This window comes from Chloracidobacterium sp. (assembly GCA_016716305.1).
In the GTDB taxonomy this organism is placed as follows: Bacteria; Acidobacteriota; Blastocatellia; order Pyrinomonadales; family Pyrinomonadaceae; genus OLB17.
On record JADJWP010000001.1, the window covers coordinates 95,359 to 112,518 of the forward strand.

Genomic DNA, 17,160 nt, shown 5'->3' on the forward strand with positions numbered 1-17,160 from the left:
AATTTTGCTGGCGATATTTATCGAAACGGGCCAAGACGCCCTTTGGTTTCAAATTGTTTGTCGGAGTTGCCAACAAAGTTTTAATATACGCCGCCGCCAGAGTCAAGGCGACCTTCTTGCAAACTAACTTGCGGAGCCGAACTTCCTTGCCAAGACCAAGCCAAAGGCACCGGTCAGCGTCGGCGAATCACCCAACGATGATGGCATAAGGACGGTTTGCGGCAACCCGGCAAGCATACTCCGATCGGTAACGCGGCAAAGCTCGTCGGAAAACAGATCCCACGCTTTGGTGATCTTACCGCTGACCATCACCACCTGAGGAGAAAGCCCTACGATCAGGTTCGATATTCCGTCTCCAAGGAACCGGGCCGTCTCCTTGAGGGCAAGAACGGCGTGCTTTTCGCCGTTCAGGGCCAGTTCGACCAGATCACGGATGTCCATATCGTTTTGTTTCAGATCATCCGTTTTTAGATGCCTTTTGTACCTTTCGATGATCGCCTTCTCTGAGGCGTATGCTTCCCAGCATTCCCGGCTGCCGCAGGAGCATTCAACAGGAGCATCATTTCCGGCGATCATATGGCCGAATTCTCCGCCTGCGCCCTTCTCGCCGCGAAAGATCTGCCCGTCAAATATGATACCGGTCCCGATTCCCTCGCCGACGAGGACCATGACGAATGTGTCTGTTTTTCTCAGTTTTTCAGGCCCAAACCACAATTCTGCCAATGCTGTGGCGTTCGCATCGTTTTCGACCGTTACGCGTAAATTGGTCAGTTGTTCGATCTTCTGACAAATGTTCCAGTCCCGCCAGTCGAAGTATGGAATGTGAAAGATCTTACCGAGTCGTTGATCGACGAGCCCCGGAACGCTCATTCCGATCTCTAATCCGCAGCCGTCGTATTTATCCGCCAACCGCTTGACCCGATCGAGTATCTGGTTCGTCATGAACTCGATATCAGGCGAGGTCGAAAACGACTCCTTCTCCATGACCTGCCCAGCGAGGTCGGCAACAGCTATCGTCGTTATTCGGGGCGTTAGGTCAATGCCGATAGCAAGCGGTTTATTCGATTTCAGCTTGAATAATGTCGGTTTACGTCCGCCGGAAGAAATGCCGACGCCGATCTCTTCGATCAATTCGACAGCAAGCAGTTCGTCGATGATGACGGAAACGGTCGATCGGTGTAGTGCGGTTTCCCTTGCGATCTCAGCCCTCGAGATCGGAGCTCTGTCGCGGACATAATTCAAAACGATCTGTTTGTTTATGTCACGTATCGTGTTTGGCCTGGCGATCTGTGACTTCGCTCGCTGTAAGTTTATTCTCTTCATTGGCCTAACACGATCACTGCATATTACTGACTAGTAAAGGTCGAATGCTCCGCAAAACAGAATTTACTCCGCACTTTGTCGGAAGTCAAGACTAACTTCATCGCGGTGCGATCTTTCTTAACGCTCCTGAACGGGCGTTTGCGGTCTGTAACGGAATTCGAAGATCTAAGTACGCTGAAATCCGCGCTCGATATCTTTCATGGTCAAGCGAAGGATCACAGGACGTCCGTGGGGGCATGTGGTCGGCGATGACGTAACGAGCAGCCGGTCGATAAGCCACTGCATCTTTTCCGGACTTAGCGACATGTTTATTTTGACCGCGGCCTTGCATGCGAGGCTGGCTGCGATATCGTCGCGAAGGCTCGATTTTGCGGACCCACGACTTTCGAGTTCGACCGTATCAAGTATTTCACTGAACAGATTGCGTGCCTCGGAGGCAGGCAGATCGGTCGGTATGGACTTGATCGCAATAGTTCGCCCCGAAAGCCGCATGGTTCCGAAGCCAAGCGAGGCAAGGTCCGCCTCAACGAGCTGGAAGGCTTCTGCCTGAGCTGGCGTCAGATCGACGGTTTCGGGCAGCAAGAGATTTTGCGATTCGATCGGCCGGTCGGTTTCCTGCTTTCGATATTTATCGAAGAGTATTCTTTCGTGAGCAACGTGCTGATCGATCAGCAGCATTCCTTCGTCGTCGACGGCGATTATGAAGCTATCGTGAAGCTGTGCGATCGGCCGGATCTTCGAATATCTGACCTCATCGATCTCAGCAGTCGAAACGATCCGCTCTGCCGAATCAACCGGCGGGAGAGCCCGATTTTCTGATCTGGCGGAACGCGCCGGAGGCGGTTCTTCGATCGCCGTTATCGTCTCATGATCGAAAATACGGCGTGTCTCGGCGATCTGCTCAAACACGAGAGAGGCGGGAGCAATATCAACCAACGCATCACCAAAAAGGCCTGAGGGCGGTTCTTCGGTCGTCAGTTCCTTTCCCATCGTGTCTTTGGACACATCGTCAGTTCGCTCGATCGGAGCCCCGCTGCCTGCAAAAGCAGTACCGGGACCAAACGAGGTCGCTCCATCCGCGAGCGGCGGATCAGAGGTCCTTTCCGTCGGACTCATGAATGCATCCAGCCGCTCAGGCCTGGTTTCATCTTCGGCAAGGAAACCGGCTTGGGCAAGAGACATTCGTACCGATTCACCGATCACGTCCTTTACCGCTTCGCTTCGTCTGAAACGGATCTCGGTCTTCGCCGGATGGACATTTACATCGATCTCTTCCGGTGGAAGGTCAAGAAAAAGAAATGCGACTGGATACACGCCGTTCGGAAGGACCGAACGAAACCCTTCACGCAGCCCCTCGGCGATCGTTTTATCACGAACAAAGCGGTGGTTCACAAAAAAGTACTGTGAGTCGCGATTGGTCCGCCGCTCGCGGGGTGCCGAAATGAACCCTGAGACCCTTGCAACATGGTCTCGCCCGCCCGAAACGGGGATCAGGCTCTCCATAAGACTGCTGCCAAAGATCTGAAACGCACGCTCTTTTAGATCCTTTGCAGGAGCGGCAGAGATCGTTTCCCTCCCATTGTTCATCAGGGTGAACGCAATATCCGGGTGCGCAAGAGCGTAATGCGTGGCGATAAGGGTAATGTGATAATTTTCAGTAGCCTCCGACCGCATGAACTTACGGCGCGCAGGCGTATTGAAAAACAAGTCGCGCACTGTGATGGTTGTCCCGACCGGCCGCGCCGCATCTTTTACATCCAGCAGCCTTCCTCCCTCGATTACAACACGCGTTGCCGGTTTATCGGCATCGGTGTTCGTCAATAGCTCGACTCTTGCCACCGATGCGATGGACGCAAGAGCCTCACCACGGAACCCAAGCGTGACGATACGCCCAAGATCGTCCAGTTCGCGTATCTTAGACGTTGCGTGACGCTCGAAGCACAAGATCGCATCGTCGCGTTCCATTCCCTCGCCATCGTCGCTTATTCGCATCAAACGCCGGCCGCCCAGTTCTATTTCGATCTTTATCCGTGAGGCACCGGCATCGATCGAATTTTCGACAAGTTCCTTTATTACGGAAGCGGGTCGCTCAACGACCTCGCCTGCCGCGATCTGATTGGCGAGATTGTCTGAAAGAACGCGGATCTTGTTCATGTTATAGAGACACGACGCGGTGGCCTTTGTCGCTTAGATCGATACTGTCATATATCCAATCGACAAAATCAGTGCCGAATCGATCAACAAAGTAGAGAATATTGAGACTACGTTCCTGAAGGTGCTCGTGAGGCAAGATGGCTGCGAACATCGTCTCAAGCCGCCGCCTGATCACCTCGTCGCGGGAGAACTGCGAGTGGCGGAATTTGTTTCGAATTGACTCGATATGGTAGATGATCTTTCTGCGCCGCTTCTCGAGGTTATTGGCCAATGTCGGGTCTACCGCCGCAAGGTTGAGGTCGAGCCGATCTAGTTCGCTGTTTATTCGCGCCTCTACCTCAGCGATAAGCCCGGCCGTGTCCGCATTCAAGTATTCATCGACAATTCTCGGAAGCAGTGAATCGAGCCCGGCAAACAGATCGGTGAACCGCAATTCGTATTTCTTCAGCGATCTTGCATGACGCGATTCGACCATCGTGAAGCTCTGGCGATGGAGGATGGGCGTTATCGGTCGGTCAAGAACCCGATACACCTCGCCGCTCTGTGCAAAATAGGCGATCTCAGCCGCACCTCCGAAATAACAAACCGTGGGCAGCAAATGATCTTGGACGACCGACCTGAGCACAACGCTCGGGCTGAACCGCGTCGGCTCGCGCTCGGCGATCTCGGCAAGTTGATCGAGCGTGAATTCTCTTGATCCGTCTCTCGTCCTTAATGTACCCGTCTCGCTCTTTTTGAGCGAATGACGGCTTCCGTCGCGCGACTGCCAAAACAACGGGAAGTAATCGTCGCCGATAAAGACCTGAGCCTGATAACCGTCAGCGACCAATTCGTCACTTCGTTTACGGAGTGCCTCAACGATCTCGGCCGATCGCATGATGGCGTCGCGGTAGACCGGCGATGCAAGGCCTTTCAAACGTGAATCGAGCGGGCATAGCATTATCAGTCCGTATTTGCCCAACAGCGAGGTCAGTTGCGTCGCAAATGCATCGCCGAAGTAGTTTTGCGGAGTCCAGCTCTCTTCGACGATCGCCCGTAATTCCGCCGAAAATTCGGTCGGGAGCAGCTCTGCAATAAGCACGTCAATTGTTTCACGAATGCTGTCGTCGAGTTTGATATAGCCGACCGGAAGCTCTTCGTGACAACGTTTAGGCTGATTTTTTAGTTCAACGATCCGGCCTTCGCTGTTCAGCACGAACGTCTTCGAAACTTCCTCGAAGTCGTGATCTTCGGTGGCGATCCAAAACACAGGCACGGCCTTGATGCCGCGTCCTCGAAGGCATTCGGCCATCTTCACAGCTGAGAGCGCCTTATAGATCGTATATAGCGGCCCGGTGAACAAACCCGATTGCTGACCTGAAACGACCGCAACACAGTCCGGCTCCCTGAGGGAGGCAATGTTGTCGAGTGTGGTCTGCGGAGCACCAAACTTACGGTTCATATCCTCAAGTGCTTCGCACAAGATCGAACGGTCAGCTGTATGGTGTTTTAGCACGTCGTTGACCCGGTCCGCGATGTCCGTATGCGAGGCAACAGCCGTTGGATAATATTTCCGAAGCGACAGCGGATCGGCTTGGTATTCCCTGAAGAGGCGCGATTGTCCGGGCAGATCGGAAAACGGAATGCTCTCAACCGAGACGGTCACATCGCCGCTCGGTGCTGGACATGCTATTTCTTGCATCTAACAGATTTGCTCCTCGATGAAAAAAGTATAATTGTCCAGGCCGTCAGTTCCAAGCCCCAAATGAAAAGAGACGGCCGATTGACCGTCTCTAGTATCGGCCGGACCGTCCCGGCTAATTTCCAAGCTGCTTCGAAGAGGCTGCTTCGTTGCTGCGTGCCGAGTCGTCAATTCGCTGAATACGGTAAATGCCGGATGAGTGTGATGCAGCGAATATTCGATTGCGGTCGACCGGGTCAAAAGCAAGGGCCCAGACCCGTCTGCTCGGAACGATCATCTCCTTCGAATCGACACGCCGCCACTTGTTGCCGGCATCGTCTGAATAATAGATCCCGCCATCGGACTCTAAAGAACTTGCGACAAACAGTTCATCCGTATTCTCGGGATTTATCAATATGCTCGTAAACTTGCCAAGCGGCAGATTTCCGCCTCGACGCGTCCACGATCGGCCGCCATCCCTGGTCAGGTAAAGCGACTGGGTAGTTCCGGCGTAGATGTAATTAGGTCGTTTCGGATCGCCGGCAAGAGAGATGACCGGAATGTTCTGCGGCGCACCGTCGGTCTTTTCCCAGGTCTTTCCGTCATCTCGCGAAACAAGCACGCCTGATGTCGCGGTCCCTACCCAGATCGTTCCCGGCACGAGCGGTGACGAATACACAGCAAAAACGTTCTCGCTGACGCCGGCACCGAACGACAACTTTTCCCATCCTTTTGATATGTCATACGTTCGAAATAGTCCGTTGTCCGTTCCGGCAAAGAGACCGTTCTTTTCATCTTCGGTGAAAGCAAGTACCTTGACCTTTTCGGTCAATCCCGGAACGAGTTTCGGACCTGCTGCCGCGGACTTTGCCGCAGCAGCCGCCGCCGCGCGACGTTGCGCTGCGGTCATGCGTTTCGACGTTGTCGCCGCCTTGGCAGGCTTCGCTACCGGAACCAGCGTCCAGGATGCTCCGCGGTCGAGAGAGCGGAAGATGCCGAGATTTGTACCCAGAAACATACGATTCGGATCGATACGATCTTGCAGAACCGAAAACAACGACACCTTATTCATGTCGAGTCCGCGAGCCGGCTGCCAATTCGCTCCGCCGTCGCTGCTGACAAAAAAGAAACCGCCGCTGCTTGCCGTATTGTGCGTCGTTGCATAAAGCCTGCCCGGTTGCGAGACATCCGCCGTGACCGAATATGCAAAGCGGCTTGTAAAGTTCTGATTTGTCTGCGAAAAGCTCTTACCACCGTCATTCGACACCATCACGCCGTTGTTATTCGTGGCAATAAATACCCGGTTAGGGACTTGCCGGTGCACGGCGATCTTGTTTATCTCAAGATTTTTCTGGGTCGTCATGCTCCAGGTCTTGCCGCCGTTGACGGACATCCAAAATCCTTCGGTGGTTCCGGCATACACCGTTCCTGGCTGTGAAGGGTGTTGAAGGATAGCTCGTGTGCGGCGCGATGTGGACGGGATCCCCTGGATCTTTTTCCATTTCTCGCCGCCATCAAGCGATTCGTAGATACCGCTGCAGGCCGAAGCAAAGATGTGATCGCGATTCCGTTCGTTAATGTCGATCGCAAAAACATCCGAATCGTCGATCATCCCGTCCTTGATCAGCTTCCAGCTCTTTCCTGCATCGGTCGACTTGTACGCACGCCACCAGGTTCCAGCAAATATGGTGTCTCGGCTCCGCGGGTCGATCGCCAGCGAATTGACATTTATCGGCATTGACCCGGACGAGATCTTTTCCCAATCGTCGCCCGAGTTTCGCGAGACCCATACTCCGCTCGTCGTTCCGACAAAAAGATTTTCAGGGTCGCTTTCCGATTGAGTCATTGCATGAATCGATTCGTTTCGCAGTTCCTTTGACTCTTTCCAGGTTTTGCCCCCATCTTTCGATTTAAAGAAACCGCCGGGCGCCTTGTGGCGATGGCCCGCGGCATAAATAACGTTCGAATCGCGGCTGTCAACGAACATGTCGTCGATGACAAGCTGAGGCTTATCGAGATTTACGAGCATTTGCCACGTTCGTCCACCATCGCTGGACGAATGTATCTGTCCGTCAAGCGTACTGATATAGATACGTTCAGGATCTTTAGGGTCGATAGCGATCGCTCTGACATCTCCGCCGTCGGGTCCGACAACGGTCCATTCAGCAAAGTTCTTCGGATCCTTGAAGACATTCCCATCCGCTAATAGCGTCGTCGGAATCGAAACCGCAATCAACGCCGCGAATACCAAAAGTGATGTGACTCTATAAATCTTAGCGAGATCGATGTTCATATGATTTTATTGGCCGCTTCGGGTAAAGAGAATCAATTTCAGGAAGATCAACGGAGATCAGATGAAATCAGCTCGTTTAACGTTCGCACCAAATTAAGTTTGGGGGAAGTATTTCGAACGCGGACAGACGTTTGAGCTGCAAACCTTAGTTTAGCCAAAATACGCGCCCAAAGCAAAGAAATAATGTGCGGGATAACCAAGAACGAAAAAAGCGAGCAGGGAACCAAAGTTCCCTGCCCGCTGCTTTTATGATGTTCATGCCGTTTCCGGCATGAAGCGAGTCAGACGTTACGGTGCCGGATTCTGTGCTCCGGGCGGTATACGGTACAGCTTGGTGTTTATGCCTGCACCGGTGTCTCCGCCGCGTACCAGCGTGATACGGCTGCGGTCAAAGCGACGGAAGTCAATATGATTATTGATCAGCCGTTCGCGTGCAGCGATATCTCGGTCAGTACCGTAATTGATGATGTAGCCCTGATTTGTCGGGTTGTTCTGCAGTTCGACAAAGAAGGCGTCGAGACGTGCACGAACATCATCGTTCTGTAGCTTAGCGAATTCGTCAACCAAAAGCGGTTCCGGATACGGATCGACAGGAGCAGTTTCCGAAGCAGTCTCCGGACAATTACATGCCGGATCCTGTCCGCCAAGGTTCACCGTGGCAGTTATGTTCTGGCCCGCGTCTTCACGCGAGGTGCGAACACGAATGCTCGGCGTGCCCTGACCGCTTTCGATCGTTCCGCGGCTCACCGTCCAGTTGTACGTTACGCTCGCACCACCACTAACGTTAGCGGTGAAGGTCATTGCGTCACCCGGTGTCGTGATTCCAGCCGGGCCGGTCACCGACAAGGTCGGGCAGTCGCAAGCCCTGCGGCAGTTACAGTCTTCGATCGTTACGGTCTTGGTCTGGGTCTGTCCGCAAAGTCCGCATCCGTCATCGACGCCTGCGGTCAGGGTATAGGTTCCCTTTCCAAGTCCACTCAGATCCCACTGGACATTAGCACCTGAACCAACGATCCGTCCGCCCGAAACCGTGTAGTTGTAGGTCAGGACGTCGCCTTCCGGATCGACTGCCGTCGTCGAAACATTGATCGTTGTGTTGTCGTTACATGTCGCACCTTCGACCGGAACAAATCCCGGGCCGCAAGGCAGCGTAATGGTCGAATCGCTGAGTTCTACAGCTGTAACGTTTGCCCACTGATTGACCTTGTCCTCGAGACGCGTGTTTCGTCGTCCGATAAAGGTCTGGAAGATGTAACCATGCGGGTTATCCGAAACGCGGAGTCCCGGAGGACGTCCCGTGAACGTATTGGTAACAGTCTGCGGAATACATCCGCCATTGCCTAGATCACCCGGCTGGGTCACGACCGTAGCACACGGAATGAACGCAGAACCGGTAAATGATTCATCGTCAAAATCGCCGTCATCCAGCTGGTTGACGTTGTAGCGATAAGCGAAGCTCATACCGAACCAGCGCGTCGGGAAAATACGGAATCCGCCGATCAGATCCATCGGGTGCTTCTCAAGTGCATTCGGCGTTCTGCCGCCGATATAACGAAGCGAGCGGAACTCGACGATCGGTTGGAAATATCGGTTGACCGGGAAATCGATCGCTGCCGACGTAAGGAATTCGTCAGGACGATCGAGAAGCGTAAATTCGCCGCCCGGGAAATCTCCCTTGACGCTTGCATTCCAATGGTAGCCGACGTTTGCCGAGACATTTGCCCAGCGGGCTACGCGAGCATCAGCAAACAGAGACAGCAGGATGTCGCCGCGGTTTCCGCCCGGGCTGGCACCACGCTGAAGCTGATTGAAACCAGCGAAATCATTTGCAGTATCAGCATAGAAACGATACGCACCCATGATGCCGAAACCGACCGGATTGTTGACGTTCGTCCAACGCCACTTGCCGCCGACCGTGAATGTGCTGAACGATGCCGTTCCCCACGTTCGGTTTATGAACGGTGCATCTGGCAAATATGAAGGTGCCGTCGTGAATACGCTAGGTGCCGTACCTGAGGGTGCCCCATTCGGGTTCAGCAATGTAACCGTCTGGAGAACGATGCCCGGAAGAATGCTGCCATAAACAGATCCTATCCCGGGGAAATTGTCAGCAGACGAACCGCCGCCACCTGGCCTCGGGGGTCCCATAAGAGCGTTCGTGCCTGCGCCAAAGCCAAAGAGCGGCCCTGAAAACTGCGGCGGAATCAAACCAAAGGTGCCAGAGTTGCCGCCGATGTAAGGAAACACCGACCACGGTTGTGTACCTGCCGGACGAAAGACCGCTCGACCAGAGTAAATACCCGGTGACGGCCCCTGCGGAGCATAAATGATCGCAGCCGGGCTAATGCCGTTGATCCGCGAATTAGGGAGGTAAAAACCTGATAATGTTGCCGGGTTGTTCACCTTCACACCACGGTATGCATCGGTGTTAAAGAACATTTCAAAGTAGTTCGTAAGACCTACCTGAAAGCTGACGGGCACCTCAGTAAAGTCAGCGTTGCCCGGATCACGGTCATAATTGCTGACCGCAGCGCTAAATGTAAATTCACCCTTTCTAAGGGTTTGGCCGTCGTAGACTGTGAAGAGACCGGTAGGGCCGCCAGTCGGGCCTCCAGTTCCTACAGTAGGAGCCGTGTTTCTGTCATCTTTAGCAGACCGCTTGCTGTTGTCCGTTTGCGAATTGGCCGCAAATACAAGTGCCAAGAGGGTCAGCGTTACAATAAACACTCTGTAAGCGAGATTCATCATATTCCTCCGCCGAAATAAATAATCAAATTTCAATTTGTAGCTGTAAAATATGGTAGTGCAATATTTTCTGAAGCTACATAAGTATTACACACGCCTAGACTTTTGCCAAACCATTTGGCGAAAGAACATTTAGCGCTCAGTACAAAAAAGCTCTATTACTTGCGTTCCTGCAAGATCACACAAACCTAAGCCGTCCTAAAACTGCCAATGCTTATGGTCTTACTTCACAAAGACCTTATTACAAGTTTTCCCGAAAATCAAGTATTTTTAACTAATTACGCATTTTTTCTTTATGCATAAATGCCGCGCATTCGCGTGTCGTACGCAACGCGGTCGATCGCCAACATGTACGCCGCGGTACGTGTGTCGACCTCGTGTTTGTCGGCGTAGTGGCAAAGCTCATTAAAGCTCGCAACCATTTTTTCCTCGAGCCGTTCATTGACCTGGCTTTCAGGCCAAAAGTAGCCCATTCGGTCCTGAACCCATTCAAAATACGAAACGGTCACGCCGCCGGCATTGGCCAGAATATCAGGAATAACGAATATCCCCTTATCATGCAGTATCTTATCGGCTTTCGGCGTCGTCGGGCCATTCGCTCCCTCGGCAAGGATCTTACACTTGATACGATCGGCGTTCTCTGACGTGATCTGGTTTTCGGTCGCACACGGGGCAAGCACGTCGCATTCCAACTCAAGCAGGTCCTTGTTCGAAACGGGTTCGGCGTTCTGGTACCCCTCAAGCGATTTATTCTTGTTGAGATACTCAAGAACGTTTGGGATGTCGAGCCCGTTCTTGTTGTAAATTCCGTTGTTGATGTCCGAGATCGCTACTACCTTATACCCCTGTTCATGCATCAAGGCGGCGCCGATACCGCCGACATTGCCAGAGCCTTGGACGACGACCGAGGTCTCCTGTGGGGTCAGTTTGAACCGCTTGATCGCCTCATTGACCGTAAAAAGCACTCCTCGGCCGGTCGCCTCTCGGCGTCCGAGCGATCCGCCTAAAGCCACCGGCTTCCCGGTCACGACGGCTGTAACGGTGTGTCGGGCATGCATCGAATACGTGTCCATGATCCAAGCCATGGTCTGTTCATTCGTGTTCATGTCCGGTGCCGGCACGTCCTTATCGGGTCCTATGAAATCGATCAATTCCGCCGTGTATCTGCGCGTCATTCGCTCAAGTTCGCCGATCGACATCTGTGCCGGGTTACAGATTATCCCGCCCTTGCCGCCACCGAAAGGCACGTTGACGACCGCGCACTTCCATGTCATCCACGCCGAAAGAGCCTTAACCTCGTCGAGTGTGACATCAGGTGCGTATCGAATGCCGCCCTTTGCCGGCCCGCGTGCAAAATTGTGTTGAACGCGAAAGCCTTCAAAGACCTGTATGTGACCGGTATCCATCCGTACCGGGATATATACCTTCAATTCCCGGCTCGGCACGCGCATTACGGCGTAGAGGTCGGGGTCAAGGCCCATCAACTGAGCAGCACGGTCAAACCGTTCGCTCATTGCCTCGAACGGGTTCTTTTCATCGCTTCCCTTGAATCGCCGCATTTCATCGGCCATCGGATTTGCCATTTCTTTAGATCATCTCCAAGTATTTCGAGTCATTTCAGACGACCGTCGTCGCCTAATTCTTGATTCATAGACCCTGATCGAAATCCGTCAAGGTCAAATGTCACATATTTGAATCCAAACTTCTTAAAACTGTCTGCGATATCCTTGATCACATCGCCGTGAAGGAACTTGTCAAACTCGCCCTTTGCGATCTCGATCCGCGCGAGATCGCCGTGAACACGAACGCGAAACTCGATGAATCCGAGATCTCTCAGAAGCTCTTCACCTTTTTCGATCCTCGTCAAACGTCCGATCGACACAGGAGTGCCGTAGGCGATCCTTGACGAAAGGCACGGGCTTGCAGGTCGATCCCACGTGGGTAAGCCGAGTTGTCTGCTCAGCGCCCGGACGCCGTCTTTCGTAATTCCGGCATCCGCAAGCGGGCTTGCAACATCATTCTCGGCTGCCGCGGCCCGACCCGGTCGATGATCGGTGAGGTCGTCTGCATTGGTGCCGTCAATGATCTGATCGATCCCTCGCGCGTTGGCGATCGCCCGCAACTTTTTGTAAAGCTCGGCCTTGCAGAAGTAGCACCTGTTCGAGGCGTTTGCCTTATATTCCGCCGTTTCGATCTCTGCCGTCTCGACGGTCTCGAATTTCAGCCCATAGCGACGTGCAAAGCCGATCGCTTCAGACCTCTGATGCCTCGATACACTCGGCGATAACCCCAAAACACAGACCGCATTGGAACCCAATTCCTGATTTGCAATATGCGCGAGATACGAACTATCTACCCCACCGGAAAACGCGATCAGAACCGTCTGCATCGAACGAAGCATGGTTCGGAGTTTGATCTCTTTTTCAGATAGTCTTGGATCTATCGCAACTGACGACCCGATCGGCAGGTATGGCATCGTGTTCTCGAAGGCTTTCTGATCGGCGTTAGTCACATCGCAAAATCAAAATCTTAACTTAGCGGTTTACGATAGGCAACCGTATCGAATCGAAATCGACGTTTCGTCGAACAAAGTGAATTTCGTAGGAAAATTCAGAACCGAATGGTATGATTGAGCATTCTCTATGAGTTTTTTTCGTGTAGTCTTCCAACTGCGAAATTGTCGTCCGATCCTTTGGTGCGTCGCGGTCGTTTCTCTGGTTTTGGCCGCGAACGGCCCCCGGGCATTCGGACAAGAGAATGGCAGTACGGACAGTGACGCCGTCGCGCTTTTCAATCGTGGGCAGGACCTTCATGAAAAAGGCGACCTGAAGGGTGCGATCGACCTTTACCGTCAGACACTAAAACTCCTTCCTGAATTCCCCGAGGCTGAGCTACAGCTAGGAAACGCTTATTTGGCTCAAGGAAATTTTGAAGAAGCCGAGTCTGCATTTCGCCGATCGGTCGAACTCAGAGAGGATTGGACTCTCGCTTTGGCGTGCCTTGGTTCGATTCTCGTCACAAATGCAAAATTCGCGGAAGCCGAGCCGATACTACTAAAGGCGATCAAACTCGATGAACTCAATTTCCCGGCGTACGCTGCGATCACCGAATTGCGGATCGCAACTAATGCATCAAAGCCGGTCCTTCGTGATCTGCTAAATGCAGTTTCATCCTTGACCGAGAAAGCAAAACCAACGGCCGCAATTTGGGCATCTCGCGGTGCATTGGAGAATGCGCTCGGCGATCATTCCGCTGCATTTTCCAGCGCACTAAGGGCGCTGCAGGTCGATCGCGAAAGCACGTCCGCCATGACGGTCGCTGCGGCGGCTTCGCTCGCACTTGGCGATCCAACCCGTGCAGAAGAATACGTCGCCCGCATCGAAGCCGCCGGCCGTAGAAGCGGCACGACCCAATTGCTTCGGGCTCAGATCTTGGCCGCGTCAGGTAAGACCGATGATGCTGTGGCTCTGATCGACGCGATGCCTTCTAAGTCAAAAGCAGCGGTCGAGTTTCGCGAACGGCTGAGGGTCGAGGCGACCGAAAACCCCGCCGATCTTGAAAAACTACTGGTCGCGGATCCGACCGATGCCGCAGTTCTTGGGCGTCTATGTAATCTGTATCGCGCGAGTTCGCCGGCAAAAGCGATGCAGTATTGCCGTTCCGCCTACGAACGAGAGCCGAGTAATATATCCCATGCGATCGGTTTCGCCGGGGCGTTGGTTCAAGCCAAACTCTATCTTCAGGCGATTGACCTTCTTCGCGAGATATCCAAAACGTCGCCCGACAATTCGACGGTCCGAGCCAATCTTGCGACCGCGTTATTTCAGTTGAAGCGATACCCCGAAGCGAAAGGGGAATTCCGATGGCTGATCGAGCACCAACCGAATCTGACCACGGCCTACTATTTTTTGGCGGTTTCGCATGACCACCTGAATGAATATCTTGACGCGATGGCGAATTATCAGGAGTATTTACGCCGTGCCGACCCGGTAAAAGATGCTCTTGAAATAGACCGTATCAGACTTCGATTGCCGACTCTCCAGCGGCAGTTAGATTCAAGAAAGGGAAAGTGAGAACAAGCAGCTACTATCAATTGCGCGAAATCGTATTGTCTCCGGTACGTGGAAAGCAGCGTAAAAGCGGCCGCTATGCCGTATTCGTTCTTTCAGCATCGGTTTTATTCGTTTCTGCGTTTCAGTTAAATGCCCAGACACCAGCCGAGATCGACACGGCGCCACCTCCGTTGAAGGTCATCTCGAAGTCTGAGCGAGACGAATTGAGTAGTTCAAAAGGTGTCAAAGAGCGAACCAAGACCGCTCTCGAGTTTATGGACGTAAGGCTAAAGAACGCCGAGCTTGCGAATTCGCGAGGCGACCTTGATACTGCTTTTGCCGAACTAGGTGCCTTTCATGCCCTGATGGACGACACGCTGTCGTTTCTCGGTTCGAACGATAAATTCAAGGGAAGGGTTCTGGACAATTTCAAGCGGTTCGAGATCGGCCTTCGCCGGTTCACACCGCGTCTGGAGTTGGTCAGACGCGAATTGCCCCTGACCCATGAATTCTATGTTAGGAGCCTTCTAAAGCAGCTGCGTGACGCTCGGACCAAAGCGACAGAACCGCTCTTCGGCGAAACCGTACTTCGCGACGGTTAGAATGGCAGATCAAATGATACAGATTCGTAACATCCGGCACTTGGTTTTCATGTGGCTTTTGTGCAGCCTCGTTGTGATCATTTCGGTCGACAGTGCGGTTGGCCAGCGGCGCGATTACATGACCGAGGCAGAGATCGAGCTTGTTCGCGAGAACCAGGATATCGATCTCAGGATCGATGTGTTGGTAAAAATGATCGATCGCCGCTTTAGCTTACTCGGGATCAACTCCGGCGGTGATGAGGTCAAGAAAAAGGATGCGGACAAATGGGGCGAGCCACCAACTGGCTCCAGTTTAGAGCTCTTTTTTGATATTCGCCGGTTATTGGAAAAGGCCATAGATGACATCGACGTTATTGCCGCTCGCAACAATGACGCGTTAAAACAGAACAAGACCGAAGGTGACTTGTTCCCGAAAGCCGTTAGAAAGCTCGAAGCAGCCGCCCGGCGTTTTCTCCCGTTACTCAGTGTCGCTTCGGACAAAGCACGAGACGAAAAAGAACGTGCCCACATCCTGAATTCAATGCAATATTGCGAGCAGATAATTGAGGCCGCTGCTACGCTCCCCGCTCCCGTGAAAAGAACAAAGAGTTAGGTCTGTCAGGCCTCGATAGTCGGATTCCCGCCAGATCAGGTTCTCGAATCTGTCGCATTAATATCCATGATGTTGTGACAATTGACGCTATCCGCTTGAGCGTGATAGCGTCCTCATTTACAGTTACCCATATATGTCAGACGAAAACTTGAAAAAGACGCCGCTTAACAGCGTTCATCGCGAACTCGGCGGGAAAATGGTCGACTTTGGCGGTTGGGATATGCCCGTCCAATATAAGGCGGGTGTGATCGAGGAACACATGGCGACGCGGACCCGAGCCGGCCTCTTTGATGTTTCTCACATGGGCGAGATCTGGGTTGATGGTCGGGATGCAATATCGTTCGTAAATCGCATTACGACAAATGATGTCGCGAAGCTGATCGATGGACAGGCGCATTATTCTGCGTTGACCAACGAAAAAGGCGGCGTTGTTGACGACTTGCTCGTATACCGATTTAGCGGCGAACGATTGTTGTTGGTCGTCAACGCCGGCACCACTGAAAAAGATTGGGCGTGGATCACAGACCAGAAGAAAGACGACAGTGTTGAATTGAAAAACGCTTCGTCAGAATATTGTCAGATCGCGATACAAGGGCCGAAAGCGATAGCGATCCTTCAACAGCTCACCCAGACCGAACTCGAAGCGATCAAATATTATCATTTTGCCGAAGGCAAGGTCGACGGCGTTGATTCGATCATCTCTCGGACCGGTTACACAGGCGAGGATGGATTCGAGGTGTATGCGGCAGCCGAATTTGCGGTTCGGTTGTGGAACAAATTGCTTGCGACCGGCGAGCCGTTCGGCATACTTCCCTGCGGTCTCGCGGCACGAAACACTCTAAGGTTGGAATCGGCGATGTCGTTATATGGCCACGAACTCGGAGACGACATCTCTCCGCTTGAAGCTAACCTCGGCTGGATCACGAAATTGGATAAAGGCGCTTTCATCGGCAGCGATGTTCTCAAGGAACAAAAGGCGGCCGGGATCAAGCGCAAACTGGCCGGTTTCGAGATGACCGAGCCCGGCATCGGGCGCGACGGGTTTGATATATACATTGGCGAGGAAAAGGTTGGTGTCGTCACCTCAGGTTCGCCTGCCCCGTTCCTTAAGAAGAACATCGGCCTTGCTTTCCTGCCCCTTGAATTTGCAAATGTCGGGCAAGAACTTAAAATCGATATCAGAGGAAAGAAAACTAGTGCCCGAGTCGTGCCGACGCCGTTCTATAAGCGTCAAAAATAGCCCCGATCTTTGTTCGAATTTTACGTGATCGCTTAAAAAATATGTCAAATATCCCCGAAAGTTTACGTTACAGCAAAGACCATGAATGGGTCTCGGTCGAAGGCGATGTTGCAAGCATCGGTATCACAGATTATGCGCAGGCATCATTGGGCGATGTGGTTTACGTCGACCTCCCGCGTGTCGGCGATAAGTTCGCAACGCACGAGGCCTTCGGGTCGGTAGAATCGGTCAAGGCGGTGTCCGAGATCTTCACGCCGATCGCCGGCGAGGTCGTTGAAGTGAACGATTCGCTTAACGACACCCCGGAAAAGGTAAATGGCGACCCTTACGGCGAAGCCTGGTTCATCAAGGTCAAGATGGACAATGCAGGTGAGGCTGACGGACTTCTATCAGCTGAAGAATACGAAGAATATTTGTCGAGCCAGGGCTAGATCTCAGATCGATCCGGGATCGCCTTACATGATTAGTTCCAACTGATCAGATCAGATCGAAGCAGCCG

General features: G+C 52.9%; 12 protein-coding genes. 5 read left to right on the forward strand and 7 right to left on the reverse strand.

Translation table 11 applies throughout. The annotated features are described in order from the left end of the window. Positions 1-123 precede the first annotated feature (123 nt). The 7 genes from IPM28_00395 to larE all read right to left on the reverse strand — a co-directional run bounded on the left by IPM28_00395 (position 124) and on the right by larE (position 12,651). The gene (locus IPM28_00395) at positions 124-1,323 is read right to left on the reverse strand and encodes an ROK family transcriptional regulator (GenBank protein ID MBK9171456.1); all 1,200 of its coding nucleotides are present in this window, start codon (positions 1,321-1,323) and stop codon (positions 124-126) included. Between the two features lie 165 nt (positions 1,324-1,488). Then, entirely contained in the window at positions 1,489-3,477 is a 1,989-nt protein-coding gene (mutL, locus tag IPM28_00400; protein MBK9171457.1) for a DNA mismatch repair endonuclease MutL, read from the reverse strand. Between the two features lies 1 nt (position 3,478). Next, the gene (gene bshC, locus IPM28_00405; protein MBK9171458.1) at positions 3,479-5,158 is read right to left on the reverse strand and encodes a bacillithiol biosynthesis cysteine-adding enzyme BshC; all 1,680 of its coding nucleotides are present in this window, start codon (positions 5,156-5,158) and stop codon (positions 3,479-3,481) included. 115 nt (positions 5,159-5,273) lie between these two features. After that, a complete protein-coding gene (locus IPM28_00410) occupies positions 5,274-7,430 on the reverse strand; it encodes a hypothetical protein (protein ID MBK9171459.1) in 2,157 nt (718 codons plus the stop codon). A gap of 288 nt (positions 7,431-7,718) precedes the next feature. After that, positions 7,719-10,178 carry a hypothetical protein gene (locus tag IPM28_00415; GenBank protein ID MBK9171460.1) on the reverse strand — a complete coding sequence of 820 codons (2,460 nt, stop codon included), beginning with the start codon at positions 10,176-10,178 and terminating at the stop codon, positions 7,719-7,721. 290 nt (positions 10,179-10,468) lie between these two features. Further along, complete coding sequence (locus IPM28_00420; GenBank protein ID MBK9171461.1) at positions 10,469-11,758, reverse strand: Glu/Leu/Phe/Val dehydrogenase; 1,290 nt, start codon at positions 11,756-11,758, stop codon at positions 10,469-10,471. A gap of 29 nt (positions 11,759-11,787) precedes the next feature. Then, positions 11,788-12,651 carry an ATP-dependent sacrificial sulfur transferase LarE gene (larE, locus tag IPM28_00425; GenBank protein ID MBK9171462.1) on the reverse strand — a complete coding sequence of 288 codons (864 nt, stop codon included), beginning with the start codon at positions 12,649-12,651 and terminating at the stop codon, positions 11,788-11,790. Between the two features lie 166 nt (positions 12,652-12,817). On the opposite strand from larE, the gene IPM28_00430 reads away from it, so the two are divergent. From IPM28_00430 to gcvH, 5 genes are all read left to right on the forward strand, one after another. Continuing rightward, positions 12,818-14,248, forward strand: a complete 1,431-nt coding sequence (locus IPM28_00430) for a tetratricopeptide repeat protein (GenBank protein ID MBK9171463.1) — start codon at positions 12,818-12,820, stop codon at positions 14,246-14,248. Further along, on the forward strand, positions 14,245-14,829 hold the full coding sequence (locus tag IPM28_00435) for a hypothetical protein (protein ID MBK9171464.1): 585 nt from the start codon (positions 14,245-14,247) through the stop codon (positions 14,827-14,829). Before IPM28_00430 ends, IPM28_00435 begins: the two co-directional genes overlap by 4 nt. Before the next feature lie 13 nt (positions 14,830-14,842). Then, positions 14,843-15,421, forward strand: a complete 579-nt coding sequence (locus IPM28_00440; protein MBK9171465.1) for a hypothetical protein — start codon at positions 14,843-14,845, stop codon at positions 15,419-15,421. Positions 15,422-15,554: 133 nt separating this feature from the next. Beyond that, on the forward strand, positions 15,555-16,661 hold the full coding sequence (gcvT, locus tag IPM28_00445; GenBank protein MBK9171466.1) for a glycine cleavage system aminomethyltransferase GcvT: 1,107 nt from the start codon (positions 15,555-15,557) through the stop codon (positions 16,659-16,661). Positions 16,662-16,702: 41 nt separating this feature from the next. Continuing rightward, positions 16,703-17,092, forward strand: coding sequence for a glycine cleavage system protein GcvH (gcvH, locus tag IPM28_00450; GenBank protein ID MBK9171467.1), 390 nt, complete (start codon positions 16,703-16,705; stop codon positions 17,090-17,092). Positions 17,093-17,160: the final 68 nt, after the last annotated feature.